The organism is Streptomyces mangrovi, assembly GCF_900114215.1.
In the GTDB taxonomy this organism is placed as follows: domain Bacteria; phylum Actinomycetota; class Actinomycetes; order Streptomycetales; family Streptomycetaceae; genus Streptomyces; species Streptomyces barkulensis.
On record NZ_FOSG01000014.1, the window covers coordinates 111,534 to 130,437 of the forward strand.

The following is an 18,904-nucleotide window of genomic DNA, read 5'->3' on the forward strand; positions in this document are numbered from 1 at the left end:
CGAAGACTCCTCCGGAGGCGTCCCGGAGGGTGCGCCGTCCGCCGCCGGGGGCGGCGCGTCCGGGGGCGCCTCCTGGCGCGTCTGTGCTTGTGGATCCATGCCCTCCCCGATCTCGGGCCCGGCCGGGCCCCGCTCTCACGACCCCGCGACACCGGTCGCGCTCCCCCGCGGCCGCCCCGGTCCGCGGCGGCCCTACGAGGTTATCCACAGCCTTGACACCTTGGGGCCCGGACGACCACCATTGAACCGAACGATCGGTCGGTTGGTTGGTTCCTCGCCAGGAGCAAGGGAGCTCTGCATGACGACGCTGCTGCCGGAGACGGACCGGGGCGGAGGTCCCGGAGCGCACGAGGAGGCGTTCGACGCGGCGATCGCGGCGGACGAGCGGATCGAGCCGCGCGACTGGATGCCCGACGCCTACCGCGCCACGCTGGTGCGCCAGATCGCCCAGCACGCCCACTCCGAGATCATCGGCATGCAGCCGGAGGCCAACTGGATCACGCGTGCGCCCTCGCTGCGCCGCAAGGCGATCCTGATGGCCAAGGTGCAGGACGAGGCGGGGCACGGGCTCTATCTCTACAGCGCCGCCGAGACGCTCGGCGCCAGTCGCGACGAGCTGCTGGACAAGCTGCACTCCGGGCGCCAGAAGTACTCCTCGATCTTCAACTACCCCACCCTGACCTGGGCCGACGTCGGCGCGATCGGCTGGCTTGTGGATGGCGCGGCCATCACCAACCAGGTGCCGCTGTGCCGCTGCTCCTACGGGCCCTACGCGCGGGCCATGGTCCGTGTCTGCAAGGAGGAGTCCTTCCACCAGCGCCAGGGATACGAGCTGCTGCTCGCGCTGAGCCGGGGCACCGAGGCCCAGCACGCCATGGCGCAGGACGCCGTGGACCGCTGGTGGTGGCCGTCGCTGATGATGTTCGGGCCGCCCGACGACGCCTCGAAGCACTCCGCCCAGTCGATGGCCTGGAAGATCAAGCGGCACTCCAACGACGAGCTGCGGCAGCGCTTCGTGGACATCTGCGTGCCCCAGGCCGAGTCCCTCGGGCTGACCCTGCCCGACCCCGAGCTGCGGTGGAACGAGGAGCGCGGGCACTACGACTTCGGGCCGATCGACTGGTCCGAGTTCCACGAGGTGCTGCGCGGCAACGGCCCCTGCAACGAGCAGCGGCTGGACCGCCGCCGCCGCGCCCACGAGGAGGGCGCCTGGGTGCGCGAGGCCGCCGCGGCGTACGCCCGCAAGCACGGCGAGCAGGACGGCGACGGAAGGACGGCGGCATGACCACCAGCGAATGGCCCCTGTGGGAGGTCTTCGTCCGCAGCAGGCGCGGCCTGTCCCACACCCACGCCGGGAGCCTGCACGCGCCCGACGCCGAGATGGCCCTGCGCAACGCGCGGGACCTGTACACCCGGCGGTCGGAGGGCGTCTCGATCTGGGTGGTGCCGTCGTCCGCGGTCACCGCCTCCTCGCCCGACGAGAAGGATCCGTTCTTCGAGCCCGCCGCCGACAAGCCCTACCGCCACCCCACCTTCTACGAGGTCCCGGAAGGGGTGCGGCACCTGTGAGCGCTCCCCGTACGGCCGTGCTGGCCCTCGGCGACGACGCGCTGGTCCTCTCCCATCGGCTGGGGGAGTGGGCCGGGAACGCGCCCGTTCTGGAGGAGGAGGTCGCCCTCGCCAACATCGCGCTGGATCTCCTGGGCCAGGCCCGCACCCTGCTGTCGATGGCCGGGGACGAGGACGAGCTGGCGTACCTCCGCGAGGAGCGGGCCTTCACCAACGTGCAGCTCGTCGAGCAGCCGAACGGCGACTTCGCCCACACCATCGCCCGCCAGCTGTACTTCTCCGCCTACCAGGAGCTGCTGTACGAGCGGCTGGCCGGTGGCGGCACCGACGACGCGGAGCTCGCCGCGCTGGCCGCCAAGGCGGTCAAGGAGGTCGCCTACCACCGCGACCACGCCGAGCACTGGACGCTGCGCCTGGGTGACGGCACCGAGGCGAGCCACAGGCGCATGAAGGACGCGCTGGAGGGGCTGTGGCGCCACACCGGCGAGCTGTTCCGGCCCGTCGAGGGCCTGGACGTCGACTGGGCCGGGCTGGACGAGGAGTGGACGCGGCGCATCACCGCCGTGTTGGAGCGTGCGACCCTCGCCGTCCCCGAAGGGCCGCGGAGCAGCCCCTGGGCCGCCGGCGCCGGACGGCAGGGCGTCCACACCGAGCCGTTCGGCCGGATGCTCGCCGAGATGCAGCATCTGCACCGCAGCCACCCGGGAGCATCGTGGTGACGCTCCCGGCAAAGGCGGCAGAAGCGACGGCGGAGACAACGGCGGAGACAACGGCGGAGGCGACGGTGCTGGAGGCGGAGCTGCGCGAGGTCGCCGGCTCCGTCCCGGACCCGGAGCTGCCGGTGGTGTCCCTGGCCGAGCTGGGAGTGCTGCGCGGTCTGCACATCCTTGGACCCGGCCGGGTGGAGGTCGAGCTGACCCCCACCTACACCGGCTGCCCGGCGGTGGAGGCGATGTCCGCCGACGTGGAGCGGGCGCTGCGTGAGCACGGCGTGGCGGAGGTGACGGTCCGCACGGTCCTCTCCCCGCCCTGGACGACGGACGCGATCACCGCCGAGGGCCGCCGCAAGCTGGCCGAGTTCGGGATAGCCCCGCCCCGGCCCGGTGCGGGTGCCTCCGACGGTGGTGGTCCGGTCGCGGTGGACCTGGCCATCCGCTGTCCCCACTGCGGCTCGACCGATACCACCCTGCTCAGCCGCTTCTCCTCCACCGCCTGCAAGGCGCTGCGCCGCTGCGCCTCCTGCCGGGAGCCGTTCGACCACTTCAAGGAGCTGCTATGAGGTTCCATCCGCTCCGGGTCCGCGAGGTCGAGCGGCTCACGGACGACTCGGTGGCCGTGGCGTTCGAGGTGCCGCCCGAGCTGCACGGCACCTTCCGCCACGTCCCGGGCCAGCACGTCACCCTGCGGCGCGAGGTGGACGGCGCGGAGGTGCGCCGCACCTACTCCGTCTGCTCCCCCGCCGTCCCCGCACCCGCCGAGCCGGTGCTGCGGGTCGGCATCCGGCTGGTGGAGGGCGGCGCGTTCTCCGCCCACGCCGTCAAGGAGCTGTCCGCCGGGGACACGGTCGACGTGATGCCCCCGACGGGCCGCTTCACCCTGCGTCCCCGCCCCGGCCGCTTCGCGGCGGTCGTCGGCGGCAGCGGCATCACACCGGTGCTGTCCATCGCCGCCACGCTGCTGGCCGAGGAGCCGGACGCCCGGTTCTGCCTGGTCCGCACCGACCGCACCGCGGCGTCGGCGATGTTCCTGGACGAGGTCGCCGAGCTGAAGGACCGCCACCCGGACCGCTTCCATCTGGTGCACACGCTCTCCCGCGAGGAGCGCCAGGCGGGCCTGCCCACCGGGCGGCTCGACGCCGAGCGCCTCGCCGCCCTGCTGCCCGCCCTGCTGCCGGTGCCCGACGTGGACGGCTGGTTCCTGTGCGGGCCGCACGGGCTGGTCCGGGAGTCCGAGCGCGCACTGACCGCGCTCGGGGTGCCCGCCGCCGCGGTCCACCAGGAGATCTTCCATGTGGACGACGCCTCCCCGGCCGAGGAGAAGCGGACCGCCGCCCGTACCGCGCCCGGCGGCTCCAAGCTCACCGCCACGCTCGACGGCCGGATGGGCGTCTGGCCCGCCGCCGAGGGCGAGACGCTGCTGGAGACGGTGCTGCGCAACCGCTCCGACGCGCCCTACGCCTGCAAGGGCGGGGTGTGCGGCACCTGCCGTGTGCGGCTGGTGTCCGGCGAGGTGAGCATGGACCGCAACTTCGCCCTGGAGCCGGAGGAGGTCTCGGCGGGGTATGTGCTGGCCTGCCAGTCACGGCCGGTCACCGAGACCGTCGAGGTGGACTTCGACGCCTGAGGGCACCTCAGGACACCTCAGGACACCTCAGGCGGTACGGGCCCACGGCCCTTCCGTACGGCCGGCTTTCGCACAGCCGGCGGGCCCGGCGCGCTCCGACCCCGCGCCGGGCCCCTCTCGCTCACGCCTCACGTCACACGGCACGCGACTCACGCCACGTGGGCGGGCCCCCGCCCGTTGTTCACCAGCGGCTTCCCGGCCGCCTCCCAGGCCAGCATGCCGCCGTCGACGTTCACCGCGTCGATGCCCTGCCCCAGCAGATACCGCGTGACCTGCGCCGACCGGCCGCCGACCCGGCAGACCACGTACACCCGCCGGTCCGCGGCCTTCTCGGTCACTTCGCCGAACCGCTCCACGAACTCGCTCATCGGCACGTGCAGGGCCGCCTCGGCGTGCCCGGCCGCCCACTCGTCGTCCTCCCTGACGTCCAGCAGCAGGCCCTCCGACGGCACCGCCGTGGCCTCCACCGAAGGAATCCGGCCGTACTGCATCAGGTCACGCCCCTCTCACCCGGCCCCGGTCCTCCGGCGCCGTCTCGCACACTCGCACACTCGCACGTTCCGGCCGGACGCCCCGCCCGGCCACCGGCCGGGAACCTAAACCGTCGGCCCCGGCCGCTCCGCCTGGTGGCCGGTCCACCCCGCCTGCCCCATCCGGCCGTTCAGCTCGGCCAGACGCGCCTCCTTCTCGGCGATCCGCTCACGCAGCCGCCCGGCGATCTCCTCCAGCAGGCCGTCCGGATCGTCGGGCGCGAGCCTGAGCATGGAGCCGATCGCGCCCTCCTCCAGCTCCGCCACGGCCGCGGCCAGCATCTCCTTGCGCCGCGCCAGCCACTCCAGGCGCGCGTACAGTTCCTCACCGCGGACGGCCGCCCGCTCCTCCCCGGTCGGCGGCCCGGCGGCCCACTCCTCGGCCAGCGCGGCGAGCGCCTCCTCGTCGCCGTCGGAGTACGCCTTGTTCACCCGGGTCATGAACTCCTCGCGCCGCCCGCGCTCCGCGTCGTCCTGCACCAGGTCCGGATGCGCGGAGCGCACCAGCTCCCGGTACAGGCGCCTGGCCCGCTCGCTGGGCCGCACCCGCTCCGGAGGCCGCACACGCTGCCCGGTGAGCATCGCGACGGCCTCCGGCGGCAGCCCGGCGGAGTCCATCCAGCCCTGGTACAGCTCCTCCACGGCCGGCATCGGCAGGAAGGACGCACGGGCCTCGCGCGCCCTGCGCACATCCTCGGGATCGCCGGTGCACGCGGCCAGCGCCTCGGCGATCAGGACGTCCAGTTCCTCGATGCGGCCGTACAGCGGGCCGAGCCGCTGCTCGTGCAGCCGGGAGAAGTTCTCCACCTCGACCCGGAAGGTCTCCACGGCGATCTCGTACTCGATCAGCGCCGTCTCGGCCGCGCGCACGGCCCGCTCCAGACGCTCGACGGCCTCCCCGTCGGCGCTCGGGACGGCCTCCGGCGCGTCCTGCGGCTCGTGCGGTTCGTGCGGTTCGTGCCCGGCCTGCCGGGCTTCCTGCTGGGCTTCCGGTTCCACGGGCTTCCTCGCGACGGCGTTCCACTGCGCCCCGGCCCTGACCGTGACCCTGACCGGGATTCACGCCGCGGCCACCGGGAAAGCTCCCCGGCCGGACGGCGGCGCCACCCGGCCAGCCTACGGCTCCCCCGGCCCGGGCCTCACATCCCGCCCGCGCTCCCGCCTCCGCGCGAGCCCTCCCAGACCCTCGCGGACCCTCAGGCGCGGCCCCGCGTCCCGTCCTCACACCTCCCGCTCGGCCGGCAGCCGCCCGGCGCGCACCGCGGCCGCCAGCTCCGCGTGGTCCCTCTCGGTACGGTCGGCGTAGGCGACCGCGAAGGCGGCCACCGCCTCGTCCAGCTCCTCCGACTTGCCGCAGTACCCCGCCAGCAGCAGCGGGTCGGCGCTGTGGGAGTGCGCACGGGCCAGCAGGGCCCCGGTCATCCGCGCGTAGTCGTCGATCTCGCCGGCGCCCAGCGCCGCGGGGTCCACGCTGCCCTTGCGGTTGCGGAACTGCCTCACCTGGTAGGGCCGCCCCTCCACCGTCGTCCACCCCAGCAGCGTGTCGGAGACCACCTGCATGCGCTGCTGTCCCAGCACCACCCGGCGCCCCTCGTGCTCCGGCCCCTGCCCCGGCCCCTGCCCCGATCCCGAATCCGGCCCGGTGATGCCCGCCAGGGCCGTGTACGGCCGCAGCACCGACGGCCGCGCCTCCTTCACCTGGAGCACCAGCGGCTTGCCCCGGTGGTCCAGGAGCAGCACCACGTACGAGCGCGTGCCCACGCTGCCGGTGCCCACGACCCGGAACGCCACGTCGTGGATCGCGTACCGCGCCAGCAGCGGCAGCCGGTCCTCGGGCAGCGTTCCCAGGTACTCCTCCAGCGAGGCGGCCACGGCCGCCGCCTCCTCGTCCGACGCCCTGCGCAGCACCGGCGGGGCGTCCACGAAGACCCGGCCGCCGTCGCCGGTCTCCCGGGTGGACTTGGCGGCGAAGCGCGCACTGGTGTTGCGCCGGGCCTTCTCCGAGACCCGCCGGAGGGTGCCCAGCAGGTCGTGGGCGTCGGCGTGCGAGACGAGCTCCTCGTCGGCGACGGCGTTCCAGGCGTCGGCCGCCGGCATCCTCGCCAGCAGCCGCAGGGTGTGCCGGTAGGCGCCGGCCGCGTCGCGGGCCGCCGCCCGGCACACGTCCTCGTCCGCACCCGCCTCCCGCCCGGCCAGCACCAGGGAGGCGGCCAGCCGCTTGAGGTCCCACTCCCAGGGGCCGCGCACGGTCTCGTCGAAGTCGTTCAGGTCGATGGTCAGACCGCCGCGGGCGTCGCCGTAGAGGCCGAAGTTCGCGGCGTGCGCGTCACCGCAGATCTGCGCGCCGACACCGGTGGCGGGTGTGCCGTGCGCCAGGTCGTACGCCATCAGCCCGGCGGAGCCGCGCAGGAACGCGAAGGGCGAGGCGACCATCCGGCCGACCCGGATCGGCACCAGTTCCCCGATCCGGCCCCGGTTGGACTCCTCCACGGCCTTCACCGCGTCCGGCCGCCCCGGAGCCTCGGAGAACCCGGCGTGCGCCCGCCTGGGCACCGCCTCCCGCAGCGCTCTGCCCTCCCGCTTCGGTGCCCGCGGGCTCCTCCGGTCCGCGAAGCCCGGCACATACGGCAGCCGCTCGTCCACGGCCCCACCCCCTGCTACTTACCAGCGGCCGGCTGCGGCCCGGCACCGACCGGGCCGCCCCGTGCCGACCGCGACGATCAGCGGGTTCGAAGGTACCCCTCGGCCCGGAGCCGGGCAGCCCCCGGAACCGCCCGGACCACTCCGGAGCCGCGACCGGCCCGGAAAACGAAGCGAGCCTCTCACGGTGACTTCCGTCACCGTGAGAGGCTCGCTCTCTGTGCGCGAGGGGGGAGTTGAACCCCCACGCCCTTTCGGGCACTGGAACCTGAATCCAGCGCGTCTGCCTATTCCGCCACCCGCGCATGGGTGTTGCCGCTCTGATTCTCCCACACCTTCCGGACTGCTCTCGTCCGGTCCGGTGGGATCGCCTGGCGACACACAGAACATTAGCACGCTGTCCGGGGTGGTCTCACACCCATATCGACCGCCCACGGTTTGGGACACTGGTCCCGTGCCACCTCTACGATCCGTGTGAGGGTTGACACCCGCGCGCCGGGCCCCGGTGGGGAACCAGCCGTTCACCCCGCGCGTGGATACGATCAGTAAGCAGTATCGGAAGGCAACGCGTCGTGCGCGACCGCGACCGGCGCACTAGAGCCGTGGACATCGGGGAAGGAGGTGCACCGTGGGAGTTCTGAAGCGCTTCGAGCAGCGTCTCGAGGGTCTCGTCAACGGCACCTTCGCCAAGGTGTTCAAGTCCGAGGTGCAACCCGTCGAGATCGCGGGCGCCCTCCAGCGCGAGTGCGACAACAACGCCACCATCTGGAACCGGGAGCGGACGGTCGTCCCCAACGACTTCGTCGTCCAGCTCAGCGCACCGGACTTCGAGCGCCTCAGCCCCTACTCCGGGCAGCTCGGCGACGAGCTGGCCGGCATGGTGCGCGAGTACGCCAAGCAGCAGCGCTACACGTTCATGGGCTCGGTCAAGGTCGGCCTGGAGCGGGCCGACGACCTCGACACCGGCCTGTACCGGGTGCGCAGCCGCACCCTCGCCGCCAGCACCTCCCAGCACCAGCCCCCGCACGGCGCGCCGCCTCCCGCACACGCCCCCGGCGCCCCCGGCGGCTACGGGTACCCGCCGCAGCGCCCGGCCGGTCCGCCTCCCATGCCTGCCGGACCGCCCCCCGGGCACGCCCCCGGCGCTCCGGTGCCGCCCGGCCGTACCCGCCGCTGGATCGAGATCAACGGCACCCGCCACCAGATCTCCCGCCCCACCCTGGTGCTGGGCCGCTCCACCGAGACCGACGTGCGGATCGACGATCCCGGCGTCTCGCGGCGCCACTGCGAGATCAGGGCGGGAGATCCGGCGACGATCCAGGATCTGGGCTCCACCAACGGCATCGTGGTGGACGGACAGCACACCACGCGCGCTACGCTCCGCGACGGCTCACGCATCGTCGTGGGCAGCACCACGATCATTTACCGGCAAGCCGAAGGGTGAAGCGGGGGCAATGTCAGAGCTGACCCTGACGGTCATGCGGTTGGGTTTTCTCGCCGTACTGTGGCTGTTCGTCATCGTGACCGTGCAGGTCATCAGGAGCGACCTCTTCGGCACCCGCGTGACCCAGCGCACGGCCCGCCGCGCCGAGGCCCAGCGCCCTCCCCAGCCGCGCCAGGCCCCGCAGCAGGCGGCCCGCGGCGGGCGGCAGCGCCGCGGCGCCCCGACCAAGCTGGTGGTCACCGAGGGGTCGCTCACCGGCACCACCGTGGCCCTCCAGGGCCAGACCATCACGCTCGGCCGGGCCCACGACTCGACGATCGTGCTGGACGACGACTACGCCTCCAGCCGCCACGCCAGGATCTACCCGGACCGCGACGGCCAGTGGATCGTCGAGGACCTGGGCTCCACCAACGGCACGTACCTGGACCGGACCCGGCTCACCACACCGACACCGATCCCGCCCGGTGCGCCGATCCGCATCGGCAAGACGGTCATCGAGCTGCGGAAGTAGTGAACGCGACCATGACGACCGGAGGGTGGGCACCGTGCGGATGTACCCGGAGCCGACGGGCGAGGTGCGCATGAGTCTGTCACTGCGCTTCGCCGCCGGATCGCACAGAGGCATGATCCGCGAGGGCAACGAGGACTCCGGCTACGCCGGTCCCCGGCTGCTCGCGATCGCCGACGGGATGGGCGGCCAGGCCGCCGGCGAGGTCGCCAGCTCGGAGGTGATCTCGATCCTCGTGCAGCTGGACGACGACGTCCCCGGCTCCGACCTGCTCACCTCGCTGGGCACGGCGGTGCAGCGCGCCAACGAGCAGCTGCGCGTCATGGTCGAGGAGGACCCGCAGCTGGAGGGCATGGGCACCACGCTCACCGCCCTGCTGTGGACGGGCCGGCGGCTCGGCCTGGTGCACGTCGGCGACTCCCGCGCGTACCTGCTGCGCGACGACCGGCTCACCCAGATCACCCAGGACCACACCTGGGTCCAGCGCCTGGTGGACGAGGGCCGGATCACCGAGGAGGAGGCCACCACCCACCCGCAGCGCTCCCTGCTGATGCGCGCGCTGGGCAGCGGCGACCACGTGGAGCCGGACCTGTCCATCCGCGAGGTGCGGGCCGGGGACCGCTATCTGCTGTGCTCCGACGGCCTGTCCGGCGTCGTCAGCCACCAGACGATGGAGGAGACCCTCGCCGCCCACCAGGAACCGCACGAGACCGTGCAGGACCTGATCCAGCTCGCCCTGCGCGGCGGCGGTCCCGACAACATCACCTGCATCGTCGCGGACGTCCTGGACGTCGGCGACGACACCCTCGCCGGCCGGCTCAACGACACCCCGGTCATCGTCGGCGCCGTCGCCGAGAACCAGCAGCAGCTCGGCGACCCCGGCACCCTCCGGACCCCCGCCGCCCGCGCCGCCGAGCTCGGCCGCGGCGGAGTGCCCCAGCAGCAGTCGCCCGAAGGGCCGCAGGGGAGCTTCGGCCCGCCCGGAAGCGGTGGCGCCACCCCGCCCGCCGGGGCGTTCGGCGCCTACGCCGAGGGCGACTTCGCCAAGCCGCGCAAGCGGTTCAGGTGGCTGAAGCGGATCTTCCTCGCCCTGCTCGTCCTCGGCCTGCTCGGCGGCGGCCTGTACGGCGCCCACAGATGGACCCAGACCCAGTTCTACGTCGGAGCCGACGGCGACCGCGTCGCGATCTACCGCGGCATCAGCCAGAAGCTGGCCTGGATCCAGCTCAGCGAGGTCGAGCGGAGTTCGCCGGTCGAACTCAAGTACCTTCCGACCTACCAGCGCAACGAGGTCGAGGCCGGAATCTCCATGGACAGCCTCGCCCAGGCGGAGAACCGGCTGGAGAAGCTGGCGGAGCAGGCCGAGGTCTGCGAGATCGTCGCCGCCCAGCGCAGGGAGAAGGAGCGCGCGGAGGCGGAGGCCGGGAAGGCCGAGGAGAGCGGCTCCGCCCGCGAGGGCGCCGGGGCCGGCGAGCGCTCCGAGCCGTCCGCCTCCCCCGACCCGACCGCGTCCTCTCCCGACTCCCTCAACTCCGCCGCCACCGCCAGCGTCAAGAGCCCGACCGCTCCCACTCCCGGCCCCACCCTCCCGGAGGAGCAGCAGCGGCTCGCCAAGCAGTGCACCACGTGATAGGGGGCCGCACGCCATGAGCACCAGTCAAGCCACCGGGAACACCGGCAGCAACACGACGATCTCCCCCGGAGGCCTGCCCAGCCGCCGCAACACCGAGCTGGCGATGCTCGTCTTCGCCGTGCTGATCCCGGTTTTCGCCTACGCCAACGTGGGCCTGGCCATCAACGGCGAGATGCCCGCGGGCATGCTCGGCTACGGCCTCGGCCTCGGTCTGATGGCCGGCGTGGCCCACCTGGTGGTGCGCAGATTCGCGCCGTACGCCGACCCGCTGATGCTGCCGATCGCCACGCTCCTCAACGGGCTGGGGCTGGTGCTGATCTGGCGGCTCGACCAGTCGGAGAGACTCGCCCTGCGCGGGGACGGGATCGCCGCGCCCAACCAGCTGATGTGGTCCGCGCTGGGGATAGCGCTCTTCCTGGCGGTGCTGGTCTTCCTCAAGGACCACCGCATTCTGCAGCGCTACACCTACATCTCCATGGTCGTCGCGCTGATCCTGCTGGCGGCGCCGGCCTTCTTCCCGGCCAGTGAGGCGAACTTCGGCGCCAAGATCTGGATCCGTTTCGGTTCCTTCTCCATCCAGCCCGGCGAGTTCGCCAAGATCATCATCACGATCTTCTTCGCGGGTTACCTGATGGTCAAGCGGGACGCCCTCGCACTGGCCAGCCGTCGCTTCATGGGGCTGTACCTGCCGCGAGGCCGCGACCTCGGCCCGATCCTGGTGGTCTGGGCGATGAGCATCCTCATCCTCGTCTTCGAGACCGACCTGGGCACCTCGCTGCTGTTCTTCGGCATGTTCGTGGTCATGCTCTACGTGGCCACGGAGCGCACCAGCTGGATTCTGTTCGGCTTGCTCATGGCCGCGGGGGGAGCCGCGTTCGTGGCCACCTTCGAGGCGCATGTGCGAGGCCGCATCATGGCGTGGCTGCACCCGATGGACATCTTCCTCCCCGAGGACCAGCGGCCGGAGGGGCTGATCTCCGACCAGGCCGCCCAGGCCCTCTTCGCCTTCGGCTCCGGCGGCACGCTCGGCTCCGGCCTCGGCCAGGGACACTCCGATCTGATCGGATTCGCCGCCAAGAGCGACTTCATCCTCGCCACCGTCGGTGAGGAACTGGGGCTCACCGGGACGATGGCGATACTGCTGCTGTACGGCCTGCTGGTGGAGCGCGGCATCCGCACGGCCCTGGCCGCCCGGGATCCGTTCGGAAAGCTGCTGGCCATTGGCTTGTCCTCAGCCTTCGCACTCCAGGTCTTCGTCGTCGCGGGCGGGGTCATGGGGCTCATTCCGCTGACCGGTATGACCATGCCCTTCATGGCGCAGGGTGGTTCGTCCGTCATCACCAACTGGGCCCTGGTGGCCATCCTGCTACGAATCAGTGATACCGCGCGGCGACCCGCGCCCGCCCCCGTTCCCTCACCCGATGCAGAGATGACTCAGGTGGTACGACCGTGAACAAGCCCCTGCGCCGGATCGCCATCTTCTGCGGCCTGCTCGTACTCGCCCTGCTGATCCGGGACAACTGGATCCAGTTCGCCCAGGCCGACGAGTACAAGACACACAAGAACAACCGCCGTGTCGCCATCGAGCGGTATGCCCAGCCGCGCGGCAACATCATCGTCGACGGCAAGGCCGTCACCGGATCGAAGGCGACCAAGGGCACCGACTTCAAGTACAAGCGGACGTACAAGAACGGCGAGATCTGGGCCCCGGTGACCGGATACGCCTCCCAGGCCTTCGGCGCCACCCAGCTCGAGTCCATCTACGACGGCATCCTCACCGGCGACGACGACCGGCTGTTCTTCAACCAGACCATCGACATGTTCACCGGCGAGGACCAGAAGGGCGGCAACGTCGTCACGACGCTGGACGCCGACGTCCAGAAGGCCGGCTTCGAGACGATGGGCGACAAGAAGGGCGCGGCCGTCGCGATCAACCCCGAGACGGGCGCGATCCTGGGCCTGGTCAGCACCCCCTCGTACGACCCGTCCTCCTTCGCGGGGAACTCCTCCAAGGACGCGGAGAAGTGGAACGGGCTGCTGAAGGACGAGGACGAGCCGATGCTCAACCGGGCGCTGCGCCAGACCTACCCGCCCGGCTCGACGTTCAAGGTCGTCACGGCCGCCGCGGCGCTGGAGAGCGGCATGTACGACATCGACGAGAAGACCGACACCCCGGACCCGTACCGGCTGCCGCAGAGCACCACCGACCTGGGCAACGACGGCAACCACCCCTGTGAGGACGCCTCGCTGCGGGTGGCCATGCAGTGGTCGTGCAACACCGTCTTCGCCAAGATCAGCGACGAGCTCGGCAACGAGAAGATGATCGAGTACTCCGAGCGGTTCGGCTTCAACCAGGAGCACTTCGTCCCGGTCCGCGCCGCCGAGTCCGTCTACCCCGAGGACAACCGGCCGCAGAACGCCATGGCCGGCATCGGTCAGGCGTCCAACCGCGCCACCCCGCTCCAGATGGCCATGGTGGCCGCCGCCGTCGCCAACGACGGCAAGCTGATGGAGCCGTACATGATGGACCAGCTCATCGCGCCGGGCCTCAGCGTCGTCGAGGAGCACAAGCCCCGGGAGATGGGCGAGATCGCCTCGGCGGAGAACGCCCAGAAGCTCCAGCAGATGATGGAGACGGTCGTCGAGAAGGGCACGGGAGTCCCCGCGCAGATCGACGGCGTCACGGTGGGCGGCAAGACCGGTACCGCACAGCACGGCGAGAACAACGAGAAGAACCCGTACGCGTGGTTCATCTCGTACGCCAAGACCTCCGACGGCTCGACCCCGATCGCCGTCGCGGTCGTCGTCGAGAGCGCCGACGTCCTCCGCGACGACATCGCGGGCAGCAAGCTGGCCGCCCCGGTGGCCAAGGCCATGATGGAGGCGGCTCTCGACGGCAAGAGGTGACCGGGAGGCCCGGTCGCCTCGGCGGTCACGCCGACGGTCACATCAGCGGTCGCATCCCGGCCCAGCACACGGTCCGGGTACCGTATGCCGAGCAGCACCGCCGGACCGCGCAGGGAGACGGTCAGGACGCACGGAGAGGGCTGGAGACTATGGAAGAGCCGCGTCGCCTCGGCGGCCGGTACGAGCTGGGCTCGGTGCTCGGCCGGGGTGGTATGGCCGAGGTCTACCTCGCCCATGACACCCGCCTGGGCCGCACCGTCGCGGTGAAGACCCTCCGGGTGGACCTCGCGCGCGACCCCACGTTCCAGGCTCGTTTCCGCCGTGAGGCCCAGTCCGCCGCCTCGCTCAACCACCCGGCGATCGTCGCCGTCTACGACACCGGCGAGGACTACGTCGACGGGATCTCCATCCCGTACATCGTCATGGAGTACGTGGACGGCTCGACCCTGCGCGAGCTGCTGCACTCCGGGCGCAAGCTGCTGCCCGAGCGCTCCCTGGAGATGTGCGTCGGCATCCTCCAGGCGCTGGAGTACTCGCACCGCAACGGCATCGTCCACCGCGACATCAAGCCCGCGAACGTCATGCTGACGCGCACCGGACAGGTCAAGGTGATGGACTTCGGCATCGCCCGCGCCATGGGCGACTCCGGCATGACCATGACCCAGACCGCCGCCGTCATCGGCACCGCCCAGTACCTCTCCCCGGAGCAGGCCAAGGGCGAGACGGTCGACGCCCGCTCCGACCTGTACTCCACCGGCTGTCTGCTGTACGAGCTGCTGACGGTGCGGCCCCCGTTCGTCGGGGACTCCCCCGTCGCGGTGGCGTACCAGCATGTGCGCGAGGAGCCGCAGGCGCCCAGCTCCTTCGATCCCGAGATCACGCCCGAGATGGACGCCATCGTCCTCAAGGCGCTGGTGAAGGACCCGGACTACCGCTACCAGTCCGCCGACGAGATGCGCGCCGACATCGAGGCGGCCCTCGACGGCCAGCCGGTCGGCGCCGCGGCGGCCATGGGGGCGGCCGCCTACGGCACGGGCGGCTACCACCCCGACGACCAGCCCACCACGGCCCTGCGCGCCACGGCCCCGGCGTCCGCCCAGACGTCGATGCTGCCGCCGATGCGCGAGGACGACGGCGGCTACGGCTACGACGAACGGCCCGACCGGCGGCGCGGCGGCGGGGGCCGCAACCAGCTCTCCACGATCCTGCTGGTCCTCGGCGGCATCCTGGTGCTGATCGGCGCGGTGTTCATCGGCAAGGTGATCTTCGGTCCCACCGACAACAACCCGAAGGTGCCGAACCTGATCGGGGACACCTTCGAGGAGGCCGAGCAGAAGGCCGTCAACTCCAGACTCAAGGTCGCCGAGGGCACCAGCGAGTTCTGCGAGGAGAAGGAAGGCACCGTCTGCAAGACCGACCCGGTGGCCGGGACCGAGGTCGAGGGGGGTGAGACGATCACCCTGATCATGTCCAAGGGGCCCAGCGAGGTCGAGATCCCGGACGTCGTCGGCGAGACGGCGGACGACGCCGAGCAGGAGCTGAAGGACGCGGGCTTCGAGGTCGAGCGCGAGACCGAGGTCTCGGAGCAGCCTGCCGGCACCGTCACCGAGCAGGACCCGGGCAGCGGGGAGAAGGCGAAGCCGGGCGCCACCGTCACCATCACGGTGGCCACGGAGGACCCGCGGCCGACCATGCCGCCCGTCGTCGGACAGGACTTCGAGGCGGCCAAGAAGCAGCTGCAGGACGCGGGCTTCACCAACATCTCGCGCGCCGAGCAGGAGAACGCCGAGCAGCCCCCGAACACGGTCCTCAAGCAGGACCCCCCGGGGAACCAGAAGGTCGAGGCGGACACCCCCATCACCCTGATCGTGGCCAAGGCACCGGCCGAGGAGCAGGTGGCCGTCCCCGCCATCGCGGCGGGCACACCGCTCAAGGACGCCCGCAAGGCGCTCCAGGACGCCGGTTTCAACGTCGCCGTGTCGGGTCCGGGCGACGACAAGGCCGTCGTCCTCGCCACCGACCCGCCCGCCGGCACCCAGCTGAAGAAGGGCGAGACGGTCACCGTGCGCACCCTTCCCGGCGGGGACGGCGGGCCGGGCGGCGGCGGCTTCATCGAGGGGATGACCGGCGGGGGCGACTGATCCCGCCGGGCGCCCGCCGCCCGCGAGGCCCGTGAGCCCCGTACGCATGAGGCGCACAGCCGAGGGCCCCGACCGGTCGCTTCCGCTTCCGGTCGGGGCCCTCGGGCGTTCCGTCTCCGTCCCCCGACGGGGCGGTGGCGCGGACGGTACGCGCGGCGGCCGGATCCCGCCGCTCAGCGCGTACCGGTCAACGCGTGCCGGTCAGCGCAGTTCCTTCGGCGGGGTGCGCCGCTCGTCCACCTTCTCGGTGCGCACCAGCTCGCCCCAGACGATGTAGCGGTAGTCGGAGGTGAGGATGGGGGTGCAGGTCGTCAGGGTGATGTACCGGCCGGGCTTCTTCTTCCCCGACTCCTCGGGGATGTCCGCCAGTACGCCGACGTTGTACTTGGAGGTCCTGGGGAGCGTCTCGTAGACCTTGTAGACGTACCAGGTGTCCTCGGTCTCCACCACGATCGGGTCGCCCTCGTCGATCTTGTGGATGTCGTGGAACTTGGCGCCGTGGCCGTCGCGGTGCGCGGCCAGTGAGAAGTTCCCCTCGCCCTCCCACGGCGGTGCGGCCTCCACGGGGTCGGTGTAGTAGCCGGCGACGCCCTTGTTCAGCTCATCGGTGTCGGTGCCCTTCTTGATCAGCACCTCGCCGCCCATCGACGGCACATGGAGGAAGCCGACGCCGTCCCCGCCCTCGTACTCCTTCTTCTCCTCGCCGCCCGGCCCGTCCTTCGCCCAGCTCTCGCGTACCTCGTTGCCGTCGCGCTCGGCCTCGCGGTTGGCGATCACGTTCGTCCACCACAGCGAGTAGGCGACGAAGAGGCCCAGCACCACACCGGCGGTGATCAGCAGCTCGCCCAGCAGGCTGACGACGGCCGGAAGCCACGGGCGCCGGCGTCGGGGCGGGGGCGGCGGATCCGTCCGCGAACCGTTGTCCTGGTCGATCACTGCCACCCGACGCACCGCCCGTTCCCCTCCGCAGTCCCTGCGCGCAGGCTATCGGACGAGGGCGTCCGGCTTCCCCTCGCTGCGCGGGCGCTCCTCGGCCAGCTTCCCCCAGACGATCATCCGGTACTTCGAGGTGAACTCGGGCGTACAGGTGGTCAGGGTGATGTACCGCCCCGGCCCGGTGAACCCCGATCCCTCGGGGACGGGGTCGATGACGCTGACGTTCGAGGGCAGGGTGGAGTCGAGGCGGTTGGCCATCTCGTAGACGTAGTAGGTGTCCTTGGTCTCCACCACGATCGGGTCACCCGGGTTGAGCTTGTTGATGTAGCGGAACGGCTCGCCGTGGGTGTTGCGGTGCCCGGCCACCGCGAAGTTGCCCTTCTCGTCCCAGGGCATCGCCGTCTTCAGGGGATCCTCCCCGTAGTGGCCGACCATGCCCCGGTCGAGGACGCCGTCCTCGTCCACGCCCTCGGCGACGGGCACCTTCACGTCCAGCCTGGGGATGTGCATGATCGCGAAGCCCTCGCCGGCGGAGAAGACCCCGGGGTCGCGGTTGTCCTCGTCCCCCTTCTCGCCCCACCGCTGCTCCAGCTTCTTCGCCTCGTCGCCCGCCTGGTGGTTGGCGATCACGTTCGTCCACCACAGCTGGTAGGAGACGAACAGCAGCATCACCACGCCGAGGGTGATGAACAGCTCTCCGAGGACCCGGCTGGCGACCACCATCGGACTCTCCCGGCTCGCCCGTGCCGCCCGCCGCCGGGCGGCACGGCCGCCGGGCCGGGGCTCGCCGGAGGCCGGCGCGGATTCGGCCGCGGGCTCGGCCGCGGGCTCGGCCGCGGGCTCGGAGGCGGGCTCGGAGGCGGACCCGGTGACGGGGGACTCCTCGTGCGGTGACGGGGTCGGGGCCGCCACCCGGCGCAGCGCCATCGTCTCGTCCGCCGGGAGGTGCGCCTGCCGCAGCGTCATCGTCTCGTCGTCGAGGGCGGGCGCGGACACCGGCGCGGGCCGGGGCTCGGGCTCGGGGGCGGGGGCGGGGGCGGTCGGTCGGTACGCCTCCGCGTAGGGCTCCGCGTACGGACCGGCACCGGGCGCGTACGGATCGGCGTAGGGCGCGTACGACTTCGGCCGCTCCTCCCCCCGTACCGGCTCCTGCCCCGGCAGCGGGTCGTTCAGCGGATCGGCGAGCCGTCCCACCGCGGCCTCGAAGGCCTGCTGCTCGGCCTGCTCGGCGTAGGCGTCGATACCGGCTTCGATGTCGGCGTCGGCGGGCGGGCCGGCCCGGTGGCGCCCGGCGAGCGGGTCAGCCCCGTGGGTGCCCTCCGGACGCAGGGCCGTCACGCCCCGACCACGGGGGCCAACCCCCGCGAGCGCTCCACGGCGCCGGTGTCACCGCACTCCGCGAGCCAGTTGGCGAGCATCAGGTGGCCCCACTCGGTGAGCACCGACTCGGGGTGGAACTGCACGCCCTCAACCGGCAGTTCGCGGTGGCGCAGCCCCATGACCACGCCCGTCTCCGTCCACGCGGTGACCTCCAGCTCCGCCGGGACGGTGGCGGGCTCGACGGCGAGCGAGTGGTAGCGGGTGGCGGTGAAGGGGGAGGGCAGCCCGGCGAAGACACCGCCGTCGCCATGGCTGACCAGCGATGTCTTGCCGTGCAGCAGCTCCGGCGCCCGGTCCACCACGCCGCCGTACGCCACGGCCATGGACTGCATGCCCAGGCAGACACCGAAGACCGGCACACCACTGGCAGCGCAGTGCCGGACCATCTCGACGCAGACCCCGGCCTCCTCGGGCGTGCCCGGCCCGGGGGAGAGCAGCACTCCGTCGAAGGAGTCCCGCGCGTGCTCGGGGCGGACCTCGTCGTTGCGGAGCACCTCGCACTCGGCGCCGAGCTGGTAGAGGTACTGGACGAGGTTGAAGACGAAGCTGTCGTAGTTGTCGACGACCAGGATGCGTGCGCTCATCGTCCCTGCCCCGATCCGGCCCGGCCCTCGTCGACCGTCACGTCGCCGAACGGCAGCAGTGGCTCCGCCCAGGGGAAGACGTACTGGAAGAGCACGTAGACAACCGCCAGGGCCAGCACGAACGAGAGCAGCGCCCGTACGGGCGTGTTGCCCGGCAGATGCCGCCAGATCCAGCCGTACATGCCGTGTAGCCGTCCCTTCTGTTACTCGCGCAACCAGAGTACGGGTACGCGGGCCCGGCGGGAGGCACAAGTCCCGCAATGCGTCACAGACCACCGGCGGCCCGGCC

General features: G+C 71.9%; 18 protein-coding genes and 1 tRNA gene. 11 read left to right on the plus strand and 8 right to left on the minus strand.

What is annotated here, in order from left to right:
• The first annotated feature begins 298 nt into the window (after positions 1-298).
• The 5 genes from paaA to paaE all read left to right on the plus strand — a co-directional run bounded on the left by paaA (position 299) and on the right by paaE (position 3,912).
• Positions 299-1,285 (plus strand): 1,2-phenylacetyl-CoA epoxidase subunit PaaA, encoded by a 987-nt coding sequence (gene paaA / locus BM237_RS19590; protein ID WP_093851004.1) that lies wholly within the window; start codon positions 299-301, stop codon positions 1,283-1,285.
• On the plus strand, positions 1,282-1,569 hold the full coding sequence (paaB, locus tag BM237_RS19595; RefSeq protein WP_093851005.1) for a 1,2-phenylacetyl-CoA epoxidase subunit PaaB: 288 nt from the start codon (positions 1,282-1,284) through the stop codon (positions 1,567-1,569). The genes paaA and paaB overlap by 4 nt, the downstream gene beginning before the upstream one ends.
• Positions 1,566-2,288 carry a 1,2-phenylacetyl-CoA epoxidase subunit PaaC gene (gene paaC / locus BM237_RS19600; protein ID WP_093851006.1) on the plus strand — a complete coding sequence of 241 codons (723 nt, stop codon included), beginning with the start codon at positions 1,566-1,568 and terminating at the stop codon, positions 2,286-2,288. Before paaB ends, paaC begins: the two co-directional genes overlap by 4 nt.
• Positions 2,289-2,353: 65 nt before the next feature.
• On the plus strand, positions 2,354-2,848 hold the full coding sequence (paaD, locus tag BM237_RS19605) for a 1,2-phenylacetyl-CoA epoxidase subunit PaaD (protein WP_093851007.1): 495 nt from the start codon (positions 2,354-2,356) through the stop codon (positions 2,846-2,848).
• On the plus strand, positions 2,845-3,912 hold the full coding sequence (gene paaE, locus BM237_RS19610; RefSeq protein WP_093851008.1) for a 1,2-phenylacetyl-CoA epoxidase subunit PaaE: 1,068 nt from the start codon (positions 2,845-2,847) through the stop codon (positions 3,910-3,912). Before paaD ends, paaE begins: the two co-directional genes overlap by 4 nt.
• Before the next feature lie 149 nt (positions 3,913-4,061).
• Here paaE and BM237_RS19615 read toward each other — a convergent pair whose 3' ends face one another.
• From BM237_RS19615 to BM237_RS19630, 4 genes are all read right to left on the minus strand, one after another.
• Positions 4,062-4,403 (minus strand): rhodanese-like domain-containing protein, encoded by a 342-nt coding sequence (locus BM237_RS19615; RefSeq protein WP_093851009.1) that lies wholly within the window; start codon positions 4,401-4,403, stop codon positions 4,062-4,064.
• Positions 4,404-4,508: 105 nt separating this feature from the next.
• The gene (locus BM237_RS19620; RefSeq protein WP_425443717.1) at positions 4,509-5,441 is read right to left on the minus strand and encodes a J domain-containing protein; all 933 of its coding nucleotides are present in this window, start codon (positions 5,439-5,441) and stop codon (positions 4,509-4,511) included.
• A gap of 222 nt (positions 5,442-5,663) precedes the next feature.
• Entirely contained in the window at positions 5,664-7,085 is a 1,422-nt protein-coding gene (locus tag BM237_RS19625) for a DUF2252 domain-containing protein (RefSeq protein ID WP_093851010.1), read from the minus strand.
• Between the two features lie 218 nt (positions 7,086-7,303).
• A tRNA-Leu gene (locus BM237_RS19630) sits at positions 7,304-7,387 on the minus strand.
• Positions 7,388-7,710: 323 nt separating this feature from the next.
• Between BM237_RS19630 and BM237_RS19635 the strand changes: the two genes are divergently transcribed.
• The 6 genes from BM237_RS19635 (at position 7,711) to pknB (ending at position 15,715) form a co-directional block, all read left to right on the plus strand.
• Positions 7,711-8,526, plus strand: coding sequence for an FHA domain-containing protein (locus BM237_RS19635; RefSeq protein WP_093851011.1), 816 nt, complete (start codon positions 7,711-7,713; stop codon positions 8,524-8,526).
• Between the two features lie 10 nt (positions 8,527-8,536).
• Positions 8,537-9,037 carry an FHA domain-containing protein FhaB/FipA gene (locus tag BM237_RS19640; protein WP_093851012.1) on the plus strand — a complete coding sequence of 167 codons (501 nt, stop codon included), beginning with the start codon at positions 8,537-8,539 and terminating at the stop codon, positions 9,035-9,037.
• 25 nt (positions 9,038-9,062) lie between these two features.
• The gene (locus BM237_RS19645) at positions 9,063-10,664 is read left to right on the plus strand and encodes a Stp1/IreP family PP2C-type Ser/Thr phosphatase (RefSeq protein WP_093851013.1); all 1,602 of its coding nucleotides are present in this window, start codon (positions 9,063-9,065) and stop codon (positions 10,662-10,664) included.
• Between the two features lie 16 nt (positions 10,665-10,680).
• Positions 10,681-12,120, plus strand: a complete 1,440-nt coding sequence (locus tag BM237_RS19650; protein ID WP_093851014.1) for an FtsW/RodA/SpoVE family cell cycle protein — start codon at positions 10,681-10,683, stop codon at positions 12,118-12,120.
• Positions 12,117-13,574: a peptidoglycan D,D-transpeptidase FtsI family protein gene (locus BM237_RS19655; protein WP_093851015.1), complete on the plus strand. Its 1,458-nt coding sequence runs from the start codon at positions 12,117-12,119 to the stop codon at positions 13,572-13,574. Before BM237_RS19650 ends, BM237_RS19655 begins: the two co-directional genes overlap by 4 nt.
• Positions 13,575-13,723: 149 nt before the next feature.
• Positions 13,724-15,715 (plus strand): Stk1 family PASTA domain-containing Ser/Thr kinase, encoded by a 1,992-nt coding sequence (gene pknB / locus BM237_RS19660; RefSeq protein WP_093851016.1) that lies wholly within the window; start codon positions 13,724-13,726, stop codon positions 15,713-15,715.
• Between the two features lie 201 nt (positions 15,716-15,916).
• Here the strand turns inward: pknB and BM237_RS19665 are convergent, their stop codons facing one another.
• The 4 genes from BM237_RS19665 to BM237_RS19680 are packed head-to-tail and all read right to left on the minus strand — an operon-like array spanning position 15,917 to position 18,797.
• Entirely contained in the window at positions 15,917-16,657 is a 741-nt protein-coding gene (locus BM237_RS19665; RefSeq protein WP_175541066.1) for a class E sortase, read from the minus strand.
• A 42-nt stretch (positions 16,658-16,699) separates the two neighbouring features.
• Positions 16,700-17,989 carry a class E sortase gene (locus tag BM237_RS19670; RefSeq protein ID WP_245793780.1) on the minus strand — a complete coding sequence of 430 codons (1,290 nt, stop codon included), beginning with the start codon at positions 17,987-17,989 and terminating at the stop codon, positions 16,700-16,702.
• Positions 17,986-18,615, minus strand: coding sequence for an aminodeoxychorismate/anthranilate synthase component II (locus BM237_RS19675; RefSeq protein ID WP_093851018.1), 630 nt, complete (start codon positions 18,613-18,615; stop codon positions 17,986-17,988). Before BM237_RS19675 ends, BM237_RS19670 begins: the two co-directional genes overlap by 4 nt.
• The gene (locus tag BM237_RS19680; protein ID WP_093851019.1) at positions 18,612-18,797 is read right to left on the minus strand and encodes a hypothetical protein; all 186 of its coding nucleotides are present in this window, start codon (positions 18,795-18,797) and stop codon (positions 18,612-18,614) included. The genes BM237_RS19675 and BM237_RS19680 overlap by 4 nt, the downstream gene beginning before the upstream one ends.
• Between the last annotated feature and the right edge of the window lie 107 nt (positions 18,798-18,904).